Origin of the sequence: Azorhizobium oxalatiphilum, assembly GCF_014635325.1 — a bacterium.
Lineage (GTDB): Bacteria > Pseudomonadota > Alphaproteobacteria > Rhizobiales > Xanthobacteraceae > Azorhizobium > Azorhizobium oxalatiphilum.
In genome coordinates this window covers 98263-113832 of the sequence record NZ_BMCT01000008.1, presented here as the reverse complement: position 1 = coordinate 113832, position 15570 = coordinate 98263, and the positions used below count along the sequence as shown (strand labels likewise).

Sequence of the window (15570 nt, the reverse complement as noted above, 5' to 3'; positions counted from 1 at the left end):
TTACTTCCCGTTCTTGACGGAGATTTCATGAATGGCCCGCGCCTCATCCAACATGGTGCGCATCAAGTCGAGAATGTTTGCGAACTCCTTTTTCATAGCCGAACTTGCAATCTGATGGCGGCCGAGAACCCACTCGGCGTCGATCCCCGGTGCGGTGGAGAGCATCGCATTTTCCGCCGCCAGCGCATCGACGCGCCCCTCAAGTCGCGCCAACTGACGCTCGATCTGTCCCAAGGCTGCAGCATAGGTGGCATCGCGATGCTGGAACAGCCGATCCATGCGATCTATAGCCTGCCGCATGTCGTCGATCGCCAGCAGAACGCTCCCCGAGTCATGAGCATTGATCTGCAGCGTCGGGAGCGCACGAACTGGAATTTCCGGCGCAGCCTCCCTTAGTCTAAATCGTTCAATAACTCGTTGCGCCGCATCAGAAATACGGTCGTCATCAAGAACAGTCGGATTTGCTTCTCGCGTCATTTTTTACCCAATCATGCATCAAAGCCATACAGCTCACGCGAAAAACGGGAGCGAGGCAAATACATACCCTCGTTCAGATTTTATTCGACATCGACGACTTAATCGGATCTTTTTTTATCAGGAACCTACGCAACGCGCCGACACTCCGCCGTCACAGGCAAGCCACCCGCAGGACGTAGCGTAAGGCGGCTGATCGGCTCCACCCTGACACCTGGCACCACCCGAACCCGGAATTGCTGGATCAGAATGGCAAAGCACAAGATCGATTCGGTCAGCCCGAATGCCAGACCAGCACAAATGCGCGGCCCGATGGCAAAAGGTACATAACTGTATGGGATCGGGCGATTCGCGAGGAAACGTTCCGGCATGAAGCGTTCCGGACTGTCCCATAATCCTACCGCCCGGTGCAAGAGCCACGGCACAACCACCACGAGAGCTGCCGGATCGACATCCAAATCCGCGATTCTGTCCGCCTCCTTCGCCTGCCGGGCGAGGATCGGAACGGGCGGATAGAGGCGCAGCGTCTCCTCGATCACCGAGCGGCACCAGTCCAGCTGCGGCACGTCGGCTACCGTCGGCACCCGGCCGCCGCAGACGCGATCCAGCTCCGCCAGCACGGCCTCTTCCACCCAGGGCGCATTGGAGATGAGATACCAGGCCCAGGTGAGAACCGCCGCCGTCGTCTCGTGCCCGGCCATGAAGATCGTGGCCGCCTCGTTGCGCAGGGCCGAGACGTCGAGCCCCAGTTCCGGGCTCTTCTGCTGGCGCTTCACCAGCAGGTCCAGCATGGAGTCGTGGTCGCCCCGGCCTTCCAGATGGTCGCTCACCACCTTGTCGATCACCCGGTCGAGCTGGGCCACGGCCTTGCGCAGGCGCGGCCCCCGGAACACCGGCAGGCCCTCGTCGAGACCGAGGAAATAGCCGATGTTGAAATTGTCGATCAGGCCCTGATACCGGGTGAAGGCCTCCACCACGTCCTGCGCCGCCGCCGCACCCAGCTGGTTGCCGAACACCGCGCGGGAGATGATCTCGGCGGTCAGCTCCGCCATTTCGCCAAGTGCGTTGAAGGACGTACCCGCCGGCAGCGCCCGCCAGCGCTCGACCATGGCCAGCGTCACCTGCTCCATGGTGAGGCCGAAGGTGGGCACGCGGTTCTTGTGCACGATGTCGCCCACCAGCGGCCGCCGCCGCCGCCAGGTCTCGCCATCGGAAATGAACAGGCCGTCGCCCAGCAGGTGTTCCAGCGCGCGCCGCATCTGCGGGCTCTTGCGCTCGAAATTCTCGTGCCGTGTCACCATCACGTACTTCACCGTCTCCGGTGAGTTGGCGAGTACCACCTGACGCCCGAACAGACGCATGTCGCCATGGGTGGAAGCGTAATCGCTTTCCTGCCAGATGGAGATCAGGCTGCGCTTGGCCGCGAGCATGAGGTCGAGGCTCGGCGGGCGCCTGGAATACGGACGCGGGCGCGCGGGTGCGAACCAGTCAGGCCCACGTTCCTCGATAATGGGTGCCGGCTTGTGGAGCAGGTGAAGCATCTATCCGATCCCGGCCGCCGGTTGCCCGACCGCTGGCTCTACACTGGAAATGGGACAGGCGAAGTGCCATCCCGTCATGACCACCTCCGCCCCTTTAGATCATTCGCGCAGCCGCCAACAGCCCGCTGCGCGCACCGGTCAGCATTTATTGCCGACTATAGACATCCTCTAATCGCACGATGTCGTCCTCGCCCAGATAGGAACCGGTCTGCACCTCGATCAGCTCCAGGGGAATCCGGCCCGGATTGGCGAGCCGGTGAACGCTGCCGCAGGGCAGATAGGTGGATTCGTTCTCGTTGACGGTGAACACCTTATCGCCCAGCGTCACCTCCGCCGTGCCGCGCACCACCACCCAGTGCTCGGCACGATGATGGTGCTTCTGCAGCGAGAGCGTGCCGCCCGGCTCCACCATGATCTTCTTCACGTGGAACCGCTCCCCGCGACAGATGGTCTGATAGGTGCCCCACGGGCGATGCATCTTCAGATGCTCGTTCACCTCGTTGCGCCGCGAGGCGGTGAGCGCGCCGACCAGCCCCTTCACGTCCTGCGCGCGGTCCGAGGGCATGACGAGGACGGCATCGTCGGTGGCGATGACGGAGAGGCCATCGAGGCCGATGCCCGCCACCAGCTTGCCGTCGGAATGGACATAGCTGTTGCGGCTGTCGTGCAGCGCCACGGCGCCCTGCATGACATTGCCGTTCTCATCCTGCGCGCTCACCGCGTGCACCGCGTCCCAGGCGCCGATGTCGGACCAGCCGAAGGCACCGGCCACCACCGCTGCCGTGTCCGTATGCTCCAGAATGGCGAAGTCGATGGAGATGGCGCGCGCCGCCCCGAAGGCGGCGGCATCAAGCGTCAGGAAGCCGAGATCGGTCCGGGCCTTCGCCACCGAAGCTTCCGCGCAGGCGGTCAGCTCGGGCTCCAGCCGCGCGCCCTCGGCGAGCATCAGGCCGGCGGGGAAGAGGAAATTGCCGGAGTTCCAGAGATAGCCGTCAGCCACATAGCGCGCGGCTGCCTCAAGGTCCGGCTTCTCGATGAAGCGCTCCACACGGGCGGCCACACCACCATCCAGCGGCGCCCCAGCGCGGATATAGCCATAGGCGGTGCTGGGCGCGCTGGGCGTGATGCCGAAAGTCACCACATGTCCCGCGGCGGCGGCCGCGGCGGCCTGTTCCACGCAGGCGAGGAAGGCCGGGGTATCCGTCACCACATGGTCGGCGGCCAGCGCCAGCATCAGCGTGTCCGGGCCATGGAGGTCGCGCACGTAAGCGGCGGCGGCCAGCAGCGCCGGGCCGCTGTCGCGGCGGGCCGGTTCGAGCAGAATGGTGGGGGTGATGCCGATCTCGGCCGCCTGCCGCCTGGCGAAAAAGCGGAAGTCCGCGCCCGTCACCACCACCGGCGGCAGGAACAGCGCGCCCTGCGCCACCCGCAGCAGCGTGTCCTGATAGAGGGTGTTGTGGGAGACCAGCGAAATGAACTGCTTCGGCAGGCTCTGCCGGGACAGCGGCCACAGCCGCGTGCCGGTGCCGCCAGCCAGAATGACCGGGACAACCTTCGGAGCAACGTTCATCATCAAAATCCCCGGATTTCACGAACCACAGCGGCCGATGACGGTGCCGAACGACGCACCGTGCAGCGCATTAGAAAAGAGTGCCCTGCAAAAACTAAGGCGAGCTGAACAAAATTTCAGGCTATTGCAACACCAAACCCGCACGCCGGCTCTATCGGCTTGCGCCGGGCACCCAGAGCACGTCGTTGGCACCATGCCCGTTCACGAAGCGCCCGGCGACGAACAGCAGATCGGACAGGCGATTGACGTAGCGCAGCGCTTCGCTGCCGACGTGCTCGCCGGGCGTGCGAGCCAGTTCCGCCATTTCCCGCTCCGCCCGCCGGATCACGGTGCGTGCCAGATGCAGATGGGCCGCCGCCGGCGTGCCGCCGGGCAGGATGAAAGAGGTGAGCGGCGACAGCTCCGCATTGAGACGGTCGATATCCTCTTCCAGCCGGCGCACCTGCGCGGCCACGATGCGCAACGCCTCGAAGGCGGGCGGCGGCGCGTCGGGACGCTCCGGCACGCACAGATCGGCGCCGAGATCGAAGAGGTCGTTCTGCACCCGGGCAAGGCAGGCATCCACCTGCGGATAGCCCGCAAGATGCAGCCGGGCGATGCCGATGACGGCGTTGCCTTCATCCACGGTGCCGTAGGCGGCAACCCGCAGATCGTATTTCGGCACCCGCTCGCCGGTGCCGAGCCCGGTGGAGCCATCGTCCCCGGTGCGGGTGTAGATCTTGTTCAGTTTGACCATTGCAGCCTGACCCTATGCCCCGTTTCCGCGCGGTCCCGTGCCTCCTGGCCGCCCCTTCAGTGCCGTGCCCTCAGTGCCGCATGGCATAGATGGTGATCACCACCAGGATGACGGCACCGCACTGGAACAGCACGCGCAGCTGCATCAGCTTCTGCGAGCGCTGCGGCGAGCCACCGGCCGCCAGATTGGCAAGGCCGAGGATCAGCACGCCGGCCACGCTCGCCAAAGCGAGCGGGATGAGCAGATAGATGGTCCAGTGCAACATGAGCGGTGCCTCCCCGGTCGCGCGTTGCCCGCGCCTCTTGACCCCATCCTGTCGGCCTTCACCTTCGGATGAGCCGCTAGCATAACGCTCCGATCACGGCTTGCACACGCACCGCCCCGGTGCGTGCGTGCGGACGACACGACGTAGCGGAAGCCCGCGAAGCGATGGCCGGATAACGCGCGAGGCCGCGCAGCCGCCATGCGCGGCGCGGCCATCCGCGCCACAGTTCACCCTTGAATCTTGCACCGCAACCGGGCACGGACGTCCCCGAAGTTCATCGGCCTCAGGCCCAGTATAGAGTTTTGGCCCCATGACCGTGCCCGCCGCATCCGCGCCCGTTGCCCCCTCCCCCATTCCTCCGGCCAAGCGCCCGCTGTCGCGCGGCGACATCCGGACCCTTACCCTCTCGGCGCTCGGCGGGGCCCTGGAATTCTACGACTTCATCATCTTCGTCTATTTCGTGAGCGTGCTGGGCAAGCTGTTCTTCCCGCCGGACATGCCACAATGGCTCGGCCAGTTGCAGGTGCTCGGCGTGTTCGCCGCCGGCTATCTGGTCCGCCCGCTCGGCGGCATCGTCATGGCGCATTTCGGCGACAAGGGCGGCCGCAAGAAGATGTTCACCCTGTCCATCTTCCTGATGGCGCTCTCCACCATCGGCATTTCGGTGCTGCCCAGCTATGAGAGCATCGGCTATGCTGCCCCGCTGCTGCTGCTGACCATGCGCCTGTTGCAGGGCGCCGCCATCGGCGGTGAGGTGCCGGGGGCGTGGGTGTTCGTGTCCGAGCACGTGCCTCCCCGCCATGTGGGCCTCGCCTGCGGCATCCTCACCTGCGGCCTGACCATCGGCATCCTGCTGGGCTCGCTGATCGCCACCGCCATCAACACCGTCTTCACCCCGGCGGACATCCAGTCCTATGCGTGGCGCATTCCGTTCCTGATGGGCGGCGTGTTCGGCTTCCTCTCGGTCTATCTGCGCCGCTGGCTCCAGGAGACGCCGGTGTTCAAGGAGATGAAGGCCCGCAAGGAGCTGGCCGCCGGCCTGCCGCTCAAGGTGGTGCTGCATCGCCATGGCCCGGCCGTCATCCTGTCCATGCTCGTCACCTGGCTGCTGACCGCCGCCATCGTGGTGGTGATCCTGCTGACGCCCAACTTCTTCCAGACCCAGCACGGCATTCCCGCCACGCTGACCTTGCAGGCCAACAGCGTGGCCACCTTCTTCCTGGCCATCGGCTGCATCATCGCCGGCGCCCTGTGCGACCGCTTCGGCGGCGGGCGCGTGCTGGCAGTGGGCAGCGTGCTGCTCGCCGCCGCCTGCTACACGCTCTACACGCTGGGTGGCACGCGGCCGGACCTGCTGATCGTCCTCTACGGCATCACCGGGCTGGTGGTGGGGACGGTGGGCGCGGTGCCCTACATCATGGTGCGGGCCTTCCCGCCGGCCGTGGCCTTCACCGGCGTGTCCTTCTCCTACAATCTCTCCTACGCCATCTTCGGCGGCCTCACCCCCATGGTGGTGGGGGCGGCCCTGCGGATCGATCCGCTCGCCTATGCCCACTACATGGTCGCCATGTCCGCCCTGGGTGTGGTGGTCGGAACGGTCCTGACCATCCGCAGCCGCCGGGTGTCGGCCGAGGCCCCCGCGGGCGTCCGCGCCTGAGCCACCGCACACCGGGCCGGGGACCGACCCGGCCCCAACCGTTCGAAAGCCGTCCGGCCTCTCGCCGGGCGGCTTTTTTTGCGACCTGAACGGGATACCGCGCCCAAAGTACACCCATTACGTGCGCAACAACGGTCATTGCAATCGCTTTTGACAGCCCAAGATCACTGCACGACTAACAATGCAATCTAGGGTCGCTGGATTTGATGAACACTCATTCAGACCCAGTCAATGCAAGCTTGGGGCAAGGCTCGATTACTTTTCTGCCACGGAATTTTTTCTTCTTTCGACGCTTACGGGGCTGACCATGGCTAATTTTCGTCTCGGTATCGGGTACAAACTCGGTATTGCATCAGGTATATTGATACTTCTCTCCGGAAGTGTGATCTTCAGCCGCCAGGTCGCCTCTGCCCGTATCGAAGCCGCCAATGCCGCTTCCGACCGTCAGGACGAGATTCTCAAGAAGATCGATGCCGTCGGCACGGTTCTCTGGCAGGTGGGCTCGGACGCGAAGGATATCCGCCTCTCCTTCTCGCCCAGCGAAGTGGACGAGATGCTCGGCAAGGTGAATGCCGGCATCGCCAACAGCACCGCGCTGCTCAACGAGGCCAGCAGCCTGACCAGCGTGAGCGCCGACCGCGCCACCTATGACGGCATCAGGAGCCGGTTCGCCGAGATCGGTCAGGCCGTCGGCAACATCGCCAAGGCACAGAAGGCCGAGCTGGAATCCTTCGACCGCCGCACCGGCATCACTGTGCGCTGGGATGGCGCCCTCGATGACGGCCGCGCCGCCCTCGTCGATCTGAACTCCCGTCAGGGCGAGAACGCCATCTCCGACCTCTCCCAGCTTGACCGTAAGCTGCAGCAGATCAACCTCTCGGCCTGGCGCTTCATCGCCACCGAGGATCCGCGCCAGCTGCCGATCATCGACATGAACGCGAAGGCCGGCCGCAGCACGCTGGAATCCATCGCCCAGGCGGCGGCGAGCGAGCCCATGGCCGCCACCACCATCAAGTCGGTCAGCGACTTCTTCGAGCAGTATCTGAAGCTGGTGCAGGACGGCATCGCGCAGGTGCAGCTGAAGCGCAAGCTGATCAACGAGACCGTGGTCCCGTCCATGCAGGATGCCGCCAAGCTGCTCCAGCAGGCCAGCACCAGCGCCAGCGGCCAGTCCAAGGCCGCCGACGCCGCCGCCATCGACGCCCAGCGCAGCGGTATGATGCAGATCCTGATCTTCGCCGTGATCTCCATCCTCGCTGCCGTCTTCTCGGGCTTCTACTCCTTCTTCGGCATCGCCCGCCCCATCCGCCGCATCAGCGAGTCCATGCACGAGGTGTCCGGCGGCGACCTGTCGGCGCACATCCCCTTCGCGACCCGCAAGGACGAGCTGGGCGACCAGGCCCGCGCCCTCACCGTGTTCCGCGACGGCCTCGCCGAGGCGGAGAAGCTGCGCGAAGCCCGTGCCGGCGAGGAGCGGGAGGCCGCCGAGCAGCGCAAGCGCGACATGCATTCGCTCGCCGACCAGTTCGAGGGCGCCGTGGGCGCGGTGGTGAACATGGTGGCCTCCGCCGCCACCGAGCTGCAGCACGCCGCCTCGACCCTCACCTCCACCGCCGAGGAAACCACCGCCCAGGCGACCGCCGTGGCCGCCGCCGCCAATCAGGCCACCTCCAACGTGCAGACGGTCGCCGCCGCCATCGAACAGCTGTCGGCCTCGGCGCGCGAGATCGGCTCCCGCCTGTCCCAGTCCACCGAAGTGGCCGATCGCGCCGTCAACGAAGTGGACCAGACCAACGGCCAGATGACCGAGCTGCGCAGCTCGGCCGACCAGATCGGCACCATCATCAGCCTGATCGACAACATCGCCGGCCAGACCAACCTGCTGGCACTGAACGCCACCATCGAGTCGGCCCGCGCCGGCGAGGCGGGACGCGGCTTCGCCGTCGTCGCGCAGGAAGTGAAGGGGCTGGCCGGCCAGACCGCCAAGGCCACCGCCGACATCTCCGAGCGCATCTCCGGCATTCAGGACTCCACCGGCGACGTGCTGGGGGCCATCACCGGCATCGCCCGCACCATCGGCGAGATCAGCGAGAGCACCACGGCCATCGCCGCCGCCATGGAGGAGCAGAACTCCACCACGGCGGAAGTCGCCCGCAACATCCAGCAGGCGGCAGCGGGCACCAGCGAAGTGACCATGAACATCGTCGGCGTGGAACGGGCCGCCCAGGCCTCCTCCACCGCCGCCACCCAGGTGCTCACCTCCGCCACCGAACTGTCCCAGCAGGCCGAGGCGCTGCGCGCCGAGGTCCAGACCTTCCTGGTCAGCGTGCGCGCCGCCTGAGCCGCTCCGCTTCACCTTTCCGAACACTGCGACGGCCGGGCTCACGCCCGGCCGTTTGCGTTTCCGGCAACCGTATACATAGCTTACGTTTTTAATATTCGGACCACTTACGCTGCAATGCGCAATAAACTTATTGCGCTGCATTTGGTTGAACTTTTCAGACCATCTTCCCCAAATTGCCTATTCTCAAAATAGCAAGCTGTGACCAATAATCAGCCCACCTTGCCACGCTCGCCAATTGCGAACCCTTCGGATTAAATCATTATGGCTAAGCTGAAATTGGGTATTGGTCTGAAGCTCGGGATCGTATCGGGGCTTCTGGTTCTGCTGTCCGCGGGCGTCATCGTCAGCCGGCAGGTGGCCATGTCGCATATCGAGGCGGCGACGGCCGAGTCCCGCAAGCAGACGGCGATGTTCGTGCAGTTGCAGGAAGTCGACATGTTGCTCGCCAACATCCGCGAGACCTCCGCCGAGATGCGGCTGTCCTACGCCTCGCTGGAAAACGAAAACCTGCTGCGGAAGATCAACGGGGACGTGGCGTCCGTCGGCAAACGCCTCGATGGCGCCATCGCCCTCGACATTCCGGAAGCAGACCGGGAGCGCTTCCGTCAGCTGAAGCGGCTGTTCGACAACATCAGCGTCATCGCCGCCGATATCTACATGACCGAAACCGCCCAGCTCGCCGCCACCGATGCCCGGCCGGGTCTGCGCGTGGCCGCGCGTGTTACCTTCACCAATCTCGCCAACCAGCTCACCTCCATCGGCGATACCGAAACCGCCGAGGCGGTGGCGCCGCTGGATAACGTGCTCAACCAGATCACGCTGGCGTCCTGGAGCTATCTCATCGAGGGCGACGTCAAGCAGCTCAACTTCCTGAACGTGAACGCCGACACCGGCCGCCGCATCCTGGAGGAGGCCAAGGAGCGCCTTGGCGGCATCACCTCGCTGGCGCCGGACCTCGCCGCCGCGCAGAAGGCCTATACCGATTACGTCGCCACCATCCGCGCCAGCCTCGCCCAGGTGCAGGAGCGCCAGAAGATCGTGACCGAGCGCGCGACCCCCACCGTGACGGAGGCCCAGGCGCTGCTCAAGACGCTCATCGGCGAGGGCGTGCAGCGCTATCAGGCCGCCGACGCCAATGCCGCCGGCGCCCTCGCGCAGGGCATGACGCAGATTCTCATCTTCTCCATCGTCGCCATCATCGCCGCCGTCTGCGCCGCCCTCTACTCCGTGTTCGGCATCGCCCGGCCCATTCGCCACGTGAGCGCGGCCATGGGCCATGTCTCGGACGGCGACCTGCATGCCGACATCCCCTATGAGACCCGTGGCGACGAGGTGGGCGATCAGGCGCGGGCGCTGATCGTGTTCCGTGACGGGCTGGCGGAGGCCGAGCGTCACCGCGAGGAGCGCGCCGCCTCCGAACGCAAGGCCGCCGAGCACCGCAAGGCCGAGATGGCCGCCCTGGCCGATCGGTTCGAGGCTGCGGTTGGCGCGGTGGTCGAGACCGTGGCGTCCGCCGCCGGCGAGTTGCAGCGCGCCGCCCAGACGCTGAGCACCACCGCCGAGGAAACCACCCAGCAGGCCAGCGCGGTGGCGGCGGCGGCGAACGAAGCCACGCTCAACGTGCAGACAGTTGCGGCGGCCGTCGAGCAGCTCTCCGCCTCCGCCCGCGAGATCGGCAACCGCCTGTCCCGTTCCTCGGAAGTGGCCGGACGGGCCGTGGACGAGGTGGACCAGACCAACGACCGCATGACCGAGCTGCGCGGCTCCGCCGACCATATCGGCACCATCGTCAGCCTCATCGACAACATCGCCGACCAGACCAACCTGCTGGCGCTCAATGCCACCATCGAATCCGCCCGTGCCGGTGATGCCGGACGCGGCTTCGCCGTGGTGGCGCAGGAGGTGAAGCAGCTCGCCGGGCAGACCGCCAAGGCCACCGCCGACATCTCCGAGCGCATCACCGGCATCCAGGGGTCGACGGGCCACGTGCTGGGGGCCATCACCGGCATCGCCCGCACCATCGGCGAGATCAGCGAGGGCACCACCGCCATCGCCGCCGCCATGGAGGAGCAGAACGCCACCACGGCCGAGGTGTCGCGCAACATCCAGCAGGCGGCCACCGGCACCGGCGTCGTCACCACCAGCATTGCCGGGGTGGAACGGGCGGCGCAGGCCTCCTCCAGCGCGGCGACGCAGGTGCTCACCTCCGCCACCGACCTGTCCAAGCAGGCGGTCGCCCTGCGCGGCGAGGTGCAGCGCTTCCTCGACACCGTGCGGGCGGCCTGAGCCGCCGCCGTCCTCTCATCCGCACAAACAAAAAGGGCGGCCTTCCGGCCGCCCTTTCGTTTTCTGAACCGTCAGGAACCGATCACTCGGCCGCGCCGGCCTCGTCGTCGGTCTTCGGCTTGGCGGTGGTGTCCTCGCCAGTCACCTGATCGATGCCCTTCATGGACAGGCGGGTCTTGCCGCGCTCGTCGAAGCCGACCAGCTTGACCTTGACCTTGTCGCCTTCCTTCACCACGTCCTTCACCTGCGCGACGCGCTCGTTGGCGAGCTGCGAGATGTGGACGAGGCCGTCCTTGGAACCGAAGAAGTTCACGAAGGCGCCGAAGTCCACCACCTTCACGACCGTGCCGTCATAGACCACGCCAACCTCGGGCTCCGAGGCGATGGACTTGATCCAGTTGATGGCGGCCTTGATCGACTCGCCATTGGCGGAGGCGATCTTGATGGTGCCGTCGTCCTCGATGTTCACCTTGGCGCCGGTCTTCTCGACGATCTCGCGGATCACCTTGCCGCCGGAGCCGATCACTTCGCGGATCTTGTCCACGGGGATCTTCATGACCTCGATGCGCGGGGCATGCTCGCCCAGCTCGGCGCGGGCCGAGGTGAGAGCCTTGGCCATCTCGCCGAGGATGTGGGCGCGACCGTCCTTGGCCTGGCCGAGAGCGACCTTCATGATCTCTTCGGTGATGCCGGAGATCTTGATGTCCATCTGGAGGGCGGTGATGCCCGAATCCGTGCCGGCCACCTTGAAGTCCATGTCGCCGAGGTGATCCTCGTCGCCCAGGATGTCGGACAGAACGGCGAACTTGCCCTCTTCCAGGATCAGGCCCATGGCGATGCCCGCGACGGGGCTCTTCAGGGGCACGCCGGCATCCATCAGCGACAGCGAGGTGCCGCAGACGGTGGCCATGGAGGACGAGCCGTTGGACTCGAGGATCTCCGACACCACGCGCAGGGTGTAGGGGAACTCGTGCTTGGCCGGCAGCATCGGGCGGATGGCGCGCCAGGCGAGCTTGCCGTGGCCGATCTCGCGACGGCCGGGCGAACCCATGCGGCCGGCTTCACCCACCGAGAAGGGGGGGAAGTTGTAGTGCAGCAGGAAGTGCTCCTTGTAGGTGCCTTCCAGGCTGTCGATGAACTGCTCGTCCTCGCCGGTGCCGAGGGTGGCGACCACGAGGGCCTGCGTCTCGCCGCGGGTGAACAGGGCAGAGCCGTGGGCGCGCGGCAGGATGCCGACCTCGGACACGATCTGGCGCACGGTGCGCACGTCGCGGCCGTCGATGCGGATGCCGTCATCGAGGATGGCCCAGCGCACGATCTTGGCTTCCAGGCCCTTGAGCACTTCGCCGATGGCCTGCGGGGTCGGCACCTTGTTGCCGTCGACCGCCAGCTCTTCGAAATACTTCTTCACCTTGGACTTGGCAGCGCCGACCGCCTCATAGCGGGCCTGCTTCTGCACGATCTTGTAGGCGGCGCGCAGATCGGCTTCCGCGATCTCGCGGATCTTGGCTTCCAGCTCGGAATGATCCACCGGCTGGAAGTTGCGCGGCTCCTTGGCGGCCTTCTCGGCGAGGCGGATGATGGCCTCGATCACCGGCTGGAAGTGGCGGTGGCCGAACATCACGGCGCCCAGCATCACTTCTTCCGAAAGCTCCTTGGCTTCCGATTCCACCATGAGCACGGCGTCGGAGGTGCCGGCGACCACGAGGTCGAGCGCGCTTTCCTTCACCTCGTCGGTGGTGGGGTTCAGCACGTACTCGCCGTCGATGAAGCCGACGCGGGCGCCGCCGATGGGGCCCATGAAGGGCACGCCGGAGAGCGTCAGGGCGGCGGAAGCGCCGACCAGGCCGACGATGTCCGGATCGTTCTCGAGATCATGCGCCAGCACCGTGATGACCACCTGGGTCTCATTGCGGTAGCCGTCGGCGAACAGCGGGCGGATCGGGCGGTCGATGAGGCGGGAGACCAGCGTCTCCTTCTCGGACGGACGGCCCTCGCGCTTGAAGTAGCCGCCGGGGATGCGGCCGGCCGCGTAGGTCTTTTCCTGGTAATTGACCGTCAGCGGGAAGAAGTCGATGCCGGGCTTCGGCTCACGGGCGGACACGGCGGTGGCGAGGACCTTGGTGTCGCCATAGGTGACGAGCACGGCGCCATCGGCCTGGCGGGCCATCTTGCCGGTCTCGATCACCAGCGTGCGGCCACCCCAATCCAGCTCTTCGCGATGGATATCGAACATGGAAATCTCTTTCTTCTACAAACGAAACCAAGAGAGCCATGAGCAAGACGGCCGGACGCGCCGCGCGCCACCATCCCTCAAAGGGAGAGGGCGGCTGCGACGGTTGCGTCCGGCGATCCTGCCATGGCTATCCTGAACTTCGCGGGTGCGCGGCGAGCCCCATGCCCACCGCGTCGTATTTCAGGCGGAAGCGCCATCCGGCGGGTTCCGCACGCGGCGATAGGGCCGCGCAAACCTTAAAATGTCGTCCGGCAGGCGGCCTTTCAGCAAAGCCGCCGCATCTTTTCCGAACGCGTCTTTTGCGCCGGGCAGCAGCCACGACGACCGGAGAACCGATCGTCGCGGCATGCCCTTGTCACGCAATACCACTCCACCGGGCGCGAGCGCCCGGCGGCGGACCTCAGCGACGCAGGCCGAGGCGGCCGATCAGCGTCTTGTAACGGCCCTCGTCCTTCTTCTTCAGATAGTCGAGGAGGCTACGACGCTGCGACACGAGCTTCAGCAGCCCGCGGCGAGAGTGGTTGTCCTTGTTGTGGGACTTGAAGTGCTCGGTCAGGTTGGAGATGCGCTCGGAGAGGATCGCAACCTGCACTTCCGGCGAACCGGTGTCGCCAGACTTCGCACCATATTCCGTGATGAGCGCCTGCTTGCGCTCTGCAGTGATCGACATCGGGACGTCCTTTTCTGCTGATGGAAGCGATGACCGGGGCCCTGCTCCCGCAGCCCTGGGGCTGGAATCGGGAAAAGCGGAAGGTCATCAGGCCGTTCGATGGCCGGGCCGGGATGTCGTCCAGCGCGGTCGAGGCGAACGGAAACACTGCGGGCTCTCGCCCACGGCGCGCACTATACAGAAATCCGCGCCCGCCGCCAGCGCCAACACGTCTTTGAGCTATTCCATTGTTCGTACAGCAAAAACGCCGTCCGGACACGGGCAAGCGTCACCGCCGGGCACCGCCTCGCGTGCATTAGGCGCACGATGCAATCTTACCCCATCCGCCGGAGGGAGACGGGCCCGGAACGATGACCTGCGACAACGACCCGGGACTGCGGCCGCCCGCCCGCTTGCGGTCGGCGGCGCGGGGCGCGATAAGCTGCACCACCGGCAGTCGGCCGGCTGTCGCCGGAAAGGGGTGGATGCTTTTGAGCGGGAAGATCAGCGCCATCGAGGAGGCCTGCCTTGCCAAGGGCATGCGCATGACCGAGCAGCGCCGGGTGATCGCCCGCGTGCTCAGCGAGGCGGAGGACCATCCGGACGTGGAGGACCTCTACGCCCGCGCCAGCGCCATCGACGACAACATCTCCATTTCCACCGTCTATCGCACCGTGAAGATGTTCGAGGATGCGGGCATCATCGCCCGTCACGAGTTCGGCGACGGCCGCTCGCGCTACGAGCCGGTGCCGGACGAGCATCACGACCATCTCATCGACCTGCGCTCCGGCCGGGTGGTAGAGTTCCGCTCCGAGGAGATCGAGCAGTTGCAGGAAGAAATCGCCCGCAAGCTTGGCTATCGCATCGTCGGACACCGGCTGGAGCTTTACGTCCTGCCGCTGGACGAGGACAAGGCGTGACACGCCCCCCCGGCGCGCCACCAGCGCCGGGCGACGGCGTGCCCGTCCTCGAGATCGGACCGGAGCAGCCCGGCCTGACCCGTCTGCTGGACGGCCTGCGCATCGGCATGGTGCTCCTCGGGGTGGCACTGGCGACCCTCATCGGCCTGCCGCTGCAATGGCTCTCGCTCAGCCTGAAGCTGCCGAGCCGCCGCCTCATCCCCGCGCTCTATCACCGCATCCTGCTGAAGCTGCTCGGCGTGCGCGTTACCATCATCGGAGCGCCGGCACCGGGACGCCCGCTGCTGCTGCTCGCGAATCACGTCTCCTGGCTCGACATCTGCGTGGTGGGCTCGCTCACCCCCCTGTTCTTCGTCGCCAAATCCGAGGTGTCGGGTTGGCCGCTGATTGGTTTGCTGGCTAAATTCCAGCGCACCATCTTCGTCAACCGCAACCGGCGCAGCGCCACGGGGACGGTCAATCAGGAGATCGCCGCCCGCCTCGGTGAGGGCGATCCGGTGGTTCTGTTCGCCGAGGGCACCTCCAGCGACGGCAACCGCATCCTGCCGTTCCGCACCGCTTTGGTGGGGGCCGTGCGCGAAGCCTTCGCCACCGCCGGAACCGTGACGGTGCAGCCTCTGGCCGTCACTTACACCCGCATTCAGGGCGTACCCATGGGCCGGCGGCACCGGCCGCTCGCCGCCTGGTATGGCGACATGGACCTCGCCCCGCACCTCATGGCGGTGCTGCGGCAGGGCGCGCTGGATGTGGAGGTGCGCTTCGGCTCCCCCATGGCGCTCGACAGCGACCATGACCGCAAGAGCGTGACCCGCGCGGCCGAGGCCGAGGTCCGCCGGTTGAATACGCACGCCATCGTGGGGCGCAACGAGCCGGCGTGAGTTTTCAAACCGGC

At 66.1% G+C, this 15570-nt stretch carries 13 protein-coding genes; 5 read left to right on the top strand and 8 right to left on the bottom strand.

Going from position 1 to position 15570, the window contains the following annotated elements; translation table 11 throughout:
• The 5 genes from IEW24_RS22410 to IEW24_RS22390 all read right to left on the bottom strand — a co-directional run bounded on the left by IEW24_RS22410 (window position 1) and on the right by IEW24_RS22390 (window position 4586).
• Complete coding sequence (locus tag IEW24_RS22410) at window positions 1–477, bottom strand: hypothetical protein (protein WP_188582861.1); 477 nt, start codon at window positions 475–477, stop codon at window positions 1–3.
• 125 nt (window positions 478–602) lie between these two features.
• Entirely contained in the window at window positions 603–2015 is a 1413-nt protein-coding gene (locus IEW24_RS22405) for a cytochrome P450 (protein ID WP_188582860.1), read from the bottom strand.
• Window positions 2016–2160: 145 nt separating this feature from the next.
• A complete protein-coding gene (locus IEW24_RS22400; protein ID WP_188583277.1) occupies window positions 2161–3585 on the bottom strand; it encodes a mannose-1-phosphate guanylyltransferase/mannose-6-phosphate isomerase in 1425 nt (474 codons plus the stop codon).
• A gap of 151 nt (window positions 3586–3736) precedes the next feature.
• Window positions 3737–4321 carry a cob(I)yrinic acid a,c-diamide adenosyltransferase gene (locus tag IEW24_RS22395; RefSeq protein ID WP_188582858.1) on the bottom strand — a complete coding sequence of 195 codons (585 nt, stop codon included), beginning with the start codon at window positions 4319–4321 and terminating at the stop codon, window positions 3737–3739.
• A gap of 70 nt (window positions 4322–4391) precedes the next feature.
• Window positions 4392–4586, bottom strand: a complete 195-nt coding sequence (locus tag IEW24_RS22390) for a twin transmembrane helix small protein (protein ID WP_188582856.1) — start codon at window positions 4584–4586, stop codon at window positions 4392–4394.
• Window positions 4587–4896: 310 nt separating this feature from the next.
• Between IEW24_RS22390 and IEW24_RS22385 the strand changes: the two genes are divergently transcribed.
• From IEW24_RS22385 to IEW24_RS22375, 3 genes are all read left to right on the top strand, one after another.
• Window positions 4897–6243, top strand: a complete 1347-nt coding sequence (locus IEW24_RS22385; protein WP_188582853.1) for an MFS transporter — start codon at window positions 4897–4899, stop codon at window positions 6241–6243.
• A gap of 382 nt (window positions 6244–6625) precedes the next feature.
• The gene (locus tag IEW24_RS22380; RefSeq protein ID WP_188582852.1) at window positions 6626–8584 is read left to right on the top strand and encodes a methyl-accepting chemotaxis protein; all 1959 of its coding nucleotides are present in this window, start codon (window positions 6626–6628) and stop codon (window positions 8582–8584) included.
• 264 nt (window positions 8585–8848) lie between these two features.
• Entirely contained in the window at window positions 8849–10873 is a 2025-nt protein-coding gene (locus IEW24_RS22375; RefSeq protein WP_244644610.1) for a methyl-accepting chemotaxis protein, read from the top strand.
• An 82-nt stretch (window positions 10874–10955) separates the two neighbouring features.
• Here IEW24_RS22375 and pnp read toward each other — a convergent pair whose 3' ends face one another.
• The 3 genes from pnp to rpsO all read right to left on the bottom strand — a co-directional run bounded on the left by pnp (window position 10956) and on the right by rpsO (window position 13779).
• Window positions 10956–13109, bottom strand: coding sequence for a polyribonucleotide nucleotidyltransferase (gene pnp, locus IEW24_RS22370; protein WP_188582850.1), 2154 nt, complete (start codon window positions 13107–13109; stop codon window positions 10956–10958).
• Between the two features lie 180 nt (window positions 13110–13289).
• On the bottom strand, window positions 13290–13472 hold the full coding sequence (locus tag IEW24_RS22365; protein ID WP_188582848.1) for a hypothetical protein: 183 nt from the start codon (window positions 13470–13472) through the stop codon (window positions 13290–13292).
• A gap of 37 nt (window positions 13473–13509) precedes the next feature.
• Window positions 13510–13779 carry a 30S ribosomal protein S15 gene (gene rpsO / locus IEW24_RS22360; protein WP_188582846.1) on the bottom strand — a complete coding sequence of 90 codons (270 nt, stop codon included), beginning with the start codon at window positions 13777–13779 and terminating at the stop codon, window positions 13510–13512.
• Window positions 13780–14243: 464 nt separating this feature from the next.
• Here rpsO and IEW24_RS22355 point away from each other — a divergent pair, with 464 nt between their 5' ends.
• Window positions 14244–14678 carry a Fur family transcriptional regulator gene (locus IEW24_RS22355; RefSeq protein ID WP_188582844.1) on the top strand — a complete coding sequence of 145 codons (435 nt, stop codon included), beginning with the start codon at window positions 14244–14246 and terminating at the stop codon, window positions 14676–14678.
• Window positions 14675–15556, top strand: a complete 882-nt coding sequence (gene olsA / locus IEW24_RS22350; protein WP_244644609.1) for a lyso-ornithine lipid O-acyltransferase — start codon at window positions 14675–14677, stop codon at window positions 15554–15556. The genes IEW24_RS22355 and olsA overlap by 4 nt, the downstream gene beginning before the upstream one ends.
• The last annotated feature ends 14 nt before the right edge of the window (window positions 15557–15570 follow it).